General features: G+C 43.1%; 1 protein-coding gene. It reads right to left on the reverse strand.

Annotated features, from left to right (window positions below):
• Nucleotides 1-267: hypothetical protein (locus FN960_RS24150; protein WP_368854062.1), on the reverse strand; the 267-nt coding region annotated here is incomplete at both ends.

Here is a 267-nt window from a genome sequence, read left to right on the forward strand (position 1 = left end):
GCATCCTGAAAATGAGATCGGCGTGCTCTGAATCTATTGTCTCTACTGAATGTTTATAGCGGATAGACGATGTTGACCGCAGCACAGACGAAATTGCAGGGTCAGGATTAAGATAAAGGTTTGCCGCCGCTGTAGTCGTGGCCAAATTCCATAAATAAAACGCTTCACGACCTGTCAGTGGATAAAAATCTCCGCCATAACGACCACTTTCCAGATCGTTCACTTCCACTTTGTTTTTCAGCTTATTATCAACTTCAGTTTTTGTGT

The sequence above is a fragment of the Alkalicoccobacillus porphyridii genome (assembly GCF_007293315.1).
GTDB classification, from domain to species: Bacteria; Bacillota; Bacilli; order Bacillales; family Bacillaceae_D; genus Alkalicoccobacillus; species Alkalicoccobacillus porphyridii.